Origin of the sequence: Natrinema pallidum DSM 3751 (assembly GCF_000337615.1) — an archaeon.
Lineage (GTDB): Archaea > Halobacteriota > Halobacteria > Halobacteriales > Natrialbaceae > Natrinema > Natrinema pallidum.
In genome coordinates, this window is sequence record NZ_AOII01000087.1 from 1 (window position 1) to 6,757 (window position 6,757).

Consider the following 6,757-nt stretch of genomic DNA (forward strand, 5'->3'; position numbering starts at 1 on the left):
CGTATCCGATGTCTGCTGCCTGTTCATGTCGCGTCCGTTGAACGCTTCCTACGAGACAGTACCGAAATCAGCTCGGGCTAAACACATACCGTGTGTCAATACCAGATCACGTGTGACCGAGCGGACAGTGCTTGCGACGTACTGTGGGATCGCCGGCACGATCGTCTCGCTGGGTGCGATCACGATTGCGACGATCGTCGCGTCGCCCGAGACGTTCACCTGGCAGGAGCACGCCCTCTCGGATATGGGTCGCTACGGGACGCCCACGTCCCCGCTTTTCAACGGCGGGCTGATCGTCGGCGGGCTGTTGGGGCTTCCTTTCGCCTGGCGGTGCTGGATCGCAGGCCGGAACGTCCTCGAGCGCATCGGCGTCGTCCTGCTCGCGACGGCGGTCGTCGGACAGATCGGTGTCGGTGTCTTCTTTCTCGAGCATACGGCCGTCTACCTCGAGACGAGTCTCCACGGGATCGCGGCGCTGACAGTCTTCGGGATCGCCCCGTTTGCGGGATGGGTCTACGGCACCGGAGCGGTAATGGCCGGCGACGGCCGTCTCGCGATCGCATCGGTCGGACTCGGTACTGTCCACCCCCTCGTCTGGCTCGGGTGGCTGCTGTCGCTCGGCGGGGAGGCGGACACCGGCGCGTGGTTCGCCGTACCCGAGTTCGGTGCCGCCGTCGCGTTCGGCGGTTGGGTCCTCGTGCTCGCCATCACCGTCCGCGATCGTGACGACAGCGAACCGGACGGACCGAACCGCTGAACGGATTGGGTCGCTTTTGCGATACTCGGCCACACAACGCTTAAATCGAAACCGTCCCTAACGGGACGTATGCATAAAGACGAACTCCTCGAGCTCCACGAAGAACTCGTCGTCATCATGGAGTACTTCTCGGATCGCGAGGAGGTCGACGAAACGCTGTTCGATCCCTATCGTCAACTCGATGTCGATCCGTCCCATGTTCACAAGTCGAAAAGCGAACACAAACACGCGGTCTTCGTCCTCGGAAACGCGCTCGCGAGCGCGATGAGCGAAGACGAGTTCTCGAGCGCCGGGCGGATCGGCAAACGCATGAAGGAACTCGCCGAGGACGCGGAGTCGAAAATATAGACAGTATCTAGGCGAAACGTATTTAGTGTGGTTCTCGCTTGTTGAACTATGGACCCGCGCACGCAAGAGCGCGTCGAGGAGTGGGACTCCCGCCCGTTCAACGGTGGGTTCGATGGTCTCTCCGATCTCGCTGCCGCTGATTTCTCCGGTGCCGTGTCGGCTGTCGGCACGTGGCTATTCATGCTCAACGGCCGTATCATCGGCATCATCGACGGCGATATCGAGGACTTCGAAACCGCCTCTGGCACGCAGTACGAGGCCCCCCACCCGTCGCTTCCTCTGCTCTGTGCAATGGAGGAACGCGGCGGTGACCCACGAGCGAAGTATTACACGAACGAGACGCCGCTCCGTGAGGTGGACAACACCCTCCAGAGCGGCTCGTTTACCGGCTACGTCGAACTGAGCGAAAACGTCCTCAGCGGCGACTACTACGCCGTCTACTACGGCGGTCGGCGGATGGCCGCCGCCTATATCGGCAACGCCGAACGGCTGCTCACCGGCGACGAGGCCTTCGACCGAGCGGCCGACGAAGTCGGCATCTACGAGGTGACCGACGTCGATATCGAGGTGACCGACGTGCCGGGTACGGACGACGCGAACGCCGGTCCCGAACCCATGGACGGGTCGACAGACGGCTCCGACTCAAGTCCGGCGACCGGAACGGTTCCGGGGACCGATCCGGCCGCGTCCGCCGCCGGGAAGGACACGCCTGGCGGCGACAGTCCCGAGTCCGAACCCGGCGTCGGTGCGGCGGATTCGGCGATCGACCCGATCGACATCTCGAGTACCGAGTCGACCGATACCGTCGGCGCGACGGGAAGCGATTCGATCGAGGATGAGGCCGCGGACGATCCGTCCTCGCTGACGGGGGAGATCGATCTGACCGGCGACGCATCGGGGATCACGGCGGCCGACGACGCCGCGACGGAGCCCGACTCGGTTTCGAGCGGAATCACCGAGACCGACCTCTCCTCCGCCGGGACGGCTTCTGAAACCGACCCATCTGCCGGGACGGACACGGCTTCCGAGACCGGTCAATCCCAAGGGTCGGTGCCGTCGGACGGCTCCGTCGATCGCCGGGAGCAGGGGGCAACCGAACGCGTCCAACGGGACGCGCGAGCGACCGCCGACGGCACGACCGCACCCGCGACCGACGACGCGCCGGAGCCGTCGACTGACGACTCCGCGGGGACTGACTCGCCGACAAGCGAGTCCGGGACGGCCGATACCGCGTCGAGCGCGGCCGACGACGGCGGAGCCAACGTCAGCATCGATGTCACTCCCGCCGACGAGGCGGAACCCGAGTCCGAGTCCGAATCCAAGACCGACGCCCACGGCGAGGCGGCGTCGGACTCGAGTCCCGACCTCGCGGAGGTCGAGGCGGCGGCCGAGGAGTTAGAGCGCAACGATATCTCCTGGGTCGACGAGGACGGGGACGACGGGCCGGCGGACGGACCGACGACCGAGGAATCCACCGCCGATTCCGGTGCCACTTCCGAGGACGACGAGGACGGCTATCTCGACGAACAGCTCGAACGCGAGGAAGCATGGCGGGAGACGCGACGCATTCCGTCGATCGATCCCGACGACAGCGAGTCGGCGGCTGAAACGGGTTCGAGCAGTGACAGCCGTCGGACGCGGACGGGTCGATCGGCCGCATCGTCGGCGGAGACGGACGCCACGAACGCCCCCACATCGGACGGACAACGGACCGGCTCACGAAACGGGGGCCGGACGGCGGAGTCGACGACGGCCGAGACGCACGCGGAGCGCTCCCAGACGGGGGGCCGCCAGCGGATGTCACCCACCCAGTCGGAGTCGTCGACCGACGGACGGGCCGCCGATCGGAAGCAACAGCGGATCGACGCGCTCACCGAGAAACTCGAGACGCTCCAGGAGCAACGCGACGCCCTCGCGACGAAGGCCGAGGAACTCGAGGCCGAACGTGACCGGCTGCGGTCGACGAACGACGACCTGTCCGCGACGGTCGAGCGCCTCCAGTCCCGTATCGAGGACCTCGAGACGGAACTGGAACGCGAACGCGAGCGGACCGCCGACGCCGCGGACTCCGGGGGAGCCGCCGAGACGCAGCTCTCGGCCCAGCAGGCGCTTTCGGGGACGAACCTCTTCGTGCGGTACGCCTCGAAGAGTCGACCGACCCTCGAGACGGCTCACGACGGCGACGCCGACCACAGCGAGGTCGCGTCGAACCTCCGACTCGAGCATCACACGCAGTTCGACTCGGCCGCTACCGCGGTCGACGGGGAGCCGTACGCGGACTTCCTCCCGTCTTCGATGGAGTTTCGGTTCGTCGACTGGCTCACCGAGGTCGTCCTCTACGAGATTCGTGATACCGGTAACGCGGACAGTCTGGGCGACCTCTACGACGCCATTCCCCGTATCGATCGGGCCGAGCTCGACGCGACGATCTCGCTCGAGAACGACGACACCGAGGACGTGCCCGACGAACTGACCTTCGATATCGTCGCGTTCGACAAGATGGGGAATCCGTTGGTCCTCGTTACGCTCAACGATTCACGGGAACCGGCGACGAAGGGAATGCTCGAGGGATTGGAGGAGGCCGCCTCCGCGATCAAAGCCAACTACCCGGACCTCGCGGCGGCGTTCGCCGTCACCTCGAGTTACTTCGAGCCCGGCGCGCTCGAGGTGGCCGAGGAGGCGACCAGCGGCGGCTTCCTCAGCCGCGGCTCGAAGCTGAGTTACGTCAACCTCTCGCGCAAGGACGGCTACCACCTCTGTCTCGTCGAATCACGGTCGGAGGGATTCCACATGAACGTCCCCGAACTGTAGTCGGCGAGCACGTACTCTGATTGCCGGCGTTTCGGACAAGTAGGACGGCAGCGAACGCCGCTCGAGCGATGGGTGTCCGATGGCTGACGCGGCCGTCTCGATCGGTGGGACCCGTGGCGACGAAACCGAGACGAAAGCGGGCGCTCAGGGGGAGGAAAAACGCGAGACGGTCGTCAGCGAGTCGGCAACGCGCGGGCTGCCGATCTCGGGGACGGGCGACAGCGTCCGAACTGGACGAGAGACTACCCTTCGATCTCCGCGACGTCTTCGATCTTCATCCCGTCGAGTTTCTCGACGATGTCGTCGATCTTGCCGTCGAGTTCGTCGACGAACTCCACGGTCCGCTCGGTCTTGATCGCACCCTGACTCGAGGGTTCGATCAGGTTCTCCTCTTCGAGGACCCGAAGCGAGTAACGAACCTTGTGGTGGGGATATCCGGTCTCGTTGGACATTTTGACGATCCCGATCGGTTCGTTCTCGATGACCATCTTCAGGACCTGGAGATGACGTTCCAGCATATCGACTTCCTTCTCAAGCCTATCTATCATGGCATTTGTTAACTTGTCTTTGGGCCTTTTAAAAGTTACTCTCGGGAACTGAACGGACCGGTCTCGACTAGCTGTCCGTTCCTGTCAGTAGTTACCATTTCCGATCCCGGCGATTCACGGGATCGGCCGGCCGGTTGGGCTCCGTCCGGCAGGGGTCCGCACCCGGTCACGGGGGGCAGCGGACTGCGCTGTCGGTCGGTTCCGGGGTCGACCGTGGAACGGTTGTCCGGATCGTGTACTCCCCCTTGTGCCTGCACCCATATATACTGGTAGCTATCGGACCGAGCGACGTGGCATATCCCGGCCGACTCCGGATGCTGCCTGTCAGTCACCCGTATACCGAAATCTGTTTATCGGCCCGGGAAGAATCCGCCGCTGTTATGACCGTCACTATCGTCGGGTCGCAACTCGGCGACGAAGGCAAGGGTGGGGTCGTCGACCTCTACGGCGACGCCGCCGATGTCGTTGCCCGGTATCAGGGCGGCGACAACGCTGGACATACCGTCGTCCACGACGGCGAGAAGTACAAACTGTCGCTGGTGCCGTCGGGAGCCGTTCGCGGCAAGATCGGCGTCCTCGGCAACGGTTGCGTCGTCAACCCCGAGACGCTGTTCGACGAGATCGATACCCTCCGCGAACGCGGTCTCGAGCCGGACGTCCGGGTCTCCGAGCGCGCCCACGTCATTCTCCCCTATCATCGCGCGCTCGACGGCATCGAGGAGGAAGAGAAGGAGGACCTCGCCGCCGGGACGACCAAGCGTGGGATCGGGCCGACCTACGAGGACAAGGCCGGCCGTCGCGGCGTCCGTGTGGGCGATCTGCTCGATCCCGACACGCTCCGCGAACGCCTCGAGTACGTCGTTCCCCAGAAGAAAGCCCTCGCCGAGGAGGTCTTCGACAAGGAGACCGGCGAGGAGTTCGATATCGATCACCTCTACGAAACCTACCGCGAGTACGGCGAGCGCCTCGCCGAAGAGGGGATGACCGTCGACTGCGGGACCTTCCTCCAGAACCGGATCGATGCCGGCGACAACGTCATGCTCGAGGGTGCACAGGGAACCTCCCTCGACATCGACCACGGGGTCTACCCCTACGTCACCTCGTCGAACCCGACTGCGGGCGGCGCGACCGTCGGCACCGGACTCGGACCGACCGTCATCGGGGACGGCGAGGTCATCGGTATCGTCAAGGCCTATCTCTCGCGCGTCGGGACCGGGCCGCTCCCGACCGAACTCGGGGGGGTCGAGGGACAGACGCCGGACTACGACGCGGCCGACGGCGCGGGCGACGGCGCGGGCGCGGACGAAGAGGCGCTCGCGACCGCCATCCGCGACGAAGGCGGGGAGTACGGCACCGTCACCGGCCGCCCGCGACGAGTCGGCTGGCTTGACATGCCGATGCTACGCCACGCGGCTCGCGCGAACGGCTTTACCGGACTCGCGGTCAACCACATCGACGTCCTGTCCGGCCTCGACACGGTCGAAGTCGGACACAGCTACGAGTTCGACGGCGAGGAAATCTTCACCATGCCACCGACGACCGAACAGTGGGGCCGCTGTGAAGCCACGTTCAAGTCGTTCGACGGCTGGCCCGACGTCGACTGGACCGCGGTCGCCGAGGACGGGTACGAGGCGATCCCGGAGAACGCACGCACGTACCTCGAGTACATCAGCGACGAACTCGACGCCCCGATCTACGCCGTCGGCGTCGGCCCCGGCCGCGAGGAGACCGTCGTCGTCGAGAACCCATACGAGTAACGTCCTCTCCGGCGTAATCGCCGGGATTCTTCCGCTGATTACCGCTAGGCTCCGGCGACGGGTCGCGAGCGATCCGCTCACGTCGTTCCCGAAACCTTTTGCTGTCGGCGGCAAGCCTACGTAGTATGAAGGAGTCGTTACTGGAGATTCTCTGCTGCCCGCTCGACAAACACGACCTGGAACTCGAGGACGCCGAGTACGACGGCGAGGAGGTCGTCGGCGGCGATCTCGTCTGTACCGAGTGTGGCGAAGCCTACCCGATCGAGGACGGCATTCCGAACCTGCTGCCGCCGGATATGCGAGAGGAGACGCCGGCCTGAGCGGCCCCACTGATTATGTCCGGCACCGAGGTCTCCGTCCACGTCAACCGTGGGGCCGCCGAGGCGCTCGAGGCGACGAGCGGAACGCTCGAAACCAGCGCGTCGTTTTCGGTCCTGTTGTACGGCCACGAGACGCCCGCGCACGTCCACTGCCGTCTCGACGGTGACCTCGAACGGATCGCATCGCCTGTCTCTTATACACATCTCTGATGGCGC

At 65.1% G+C, this 6,757-nt stretch carries 7 protein-coding genes; 6 read left to right on the forward strand and 1 reads right to left on the reverse strand.

The genetic code is table 11. The features are described from left to right. Positions 1 to 112: 112 nt before the first annotated feature. The 3 genes from C487_RS14080 to C487_RS14090 all read left to right on the forward strand — a co-directional run bounded on the left by C487_RS14080 (position 113) and on the right by C487_RS14090 (position 3,916). Positions 113 to 757, forward strand: a complete 645-nt coding sequence (locus tag C487_RS14080) for a DUF998 domain-containing protein (RefSeq protein WP_049908169.1) — start codon at positions 113 to 115, stop codon at positions 755 to 757. A gap of 69 nt (positions 758 to 826) precedes the next feature. Then, entirely contained in the window at positions 827 to 1,105 is a 279-nt protein-coding gene (locus tag C487_RS14085; protein WP_006186471.1) for a UPF0058 family protein, read from the forward strand. Positions 1,106 to 1,153: 48 nt separating this feature from the next. Beyond that, complete coding sequence (locus C487_RS14090) at positions 1,154 to 3,916, forward strand: DUF7527 domain-containing protein (protein ID WP_006186472.1); 2,763 nt, start codon at positions 1,154 to 1,156, stop codon at positions 3,914 to 3,916. A 242-nt stretch (positions 3,917 to 4,158) separates the two neighbouring features. On the opposite strand, the gene C487_RS14095 is transcribed toward C487_RS14090, so the two are convergent. Beyond that, complete coding sequence (locus C487_RS14095) at positions 4,159 to 4,464, reverse strand: hypothetical protein (RefSeq protein ID WP_006186473.1); 306 nt, start codon at positions 4,462 to 4,464, stop codon at positions 4,159 to 4,161. 380 nt (positions 4,465 to 4,844) lie between these two features. Here C487_RS14095 and C487_RS14100 point away from each other — a divergent pair, with 380 nt between their 5' ends. From C487_RS14100 to C487_RS20840, 3 genes are all read left to right on the forward strand, one after another. Further along, a complete protein-coding gene (locus C487_RS14100) occupies positions 4,845 to 6,221 on the forward strand; it encodes an adenylosuccinate synthase (protein ID WP_006186474.1) in 1,377 nt (458 codons plus the stop codon). A 125-nt stretch (positions 6,222 to 6,346) separates the two neighbouring features. After that, positions 6,347 to 6,541 carry a methytransferase partner Trm112 gene (locus C487_RS14105; protein ID WP_006186475.1) on the forward strand — a complete coding sequence of 65 codons (195 nt, stop codon included), beginning with the start codon at positions 6,347 to 6,349 and terminating at the stop codon, positions 6,539 to 6,541. Between the two features lie 15 nt (positions 6,542 to 6,556). Continuing rightward, on the forward strand, positions 6,557 to 6,751 hold the full coding sequence (locus C487_RS20840) for a DUF7524 family protein (protein ID WP_006186476.1): 195 nt from the start codon (positions 6,557 to 6,559) through the stop codon (positions 6,749 to 6,751). Positions 6,752 to 6,757: the final 6 nt, after the last annotated feature.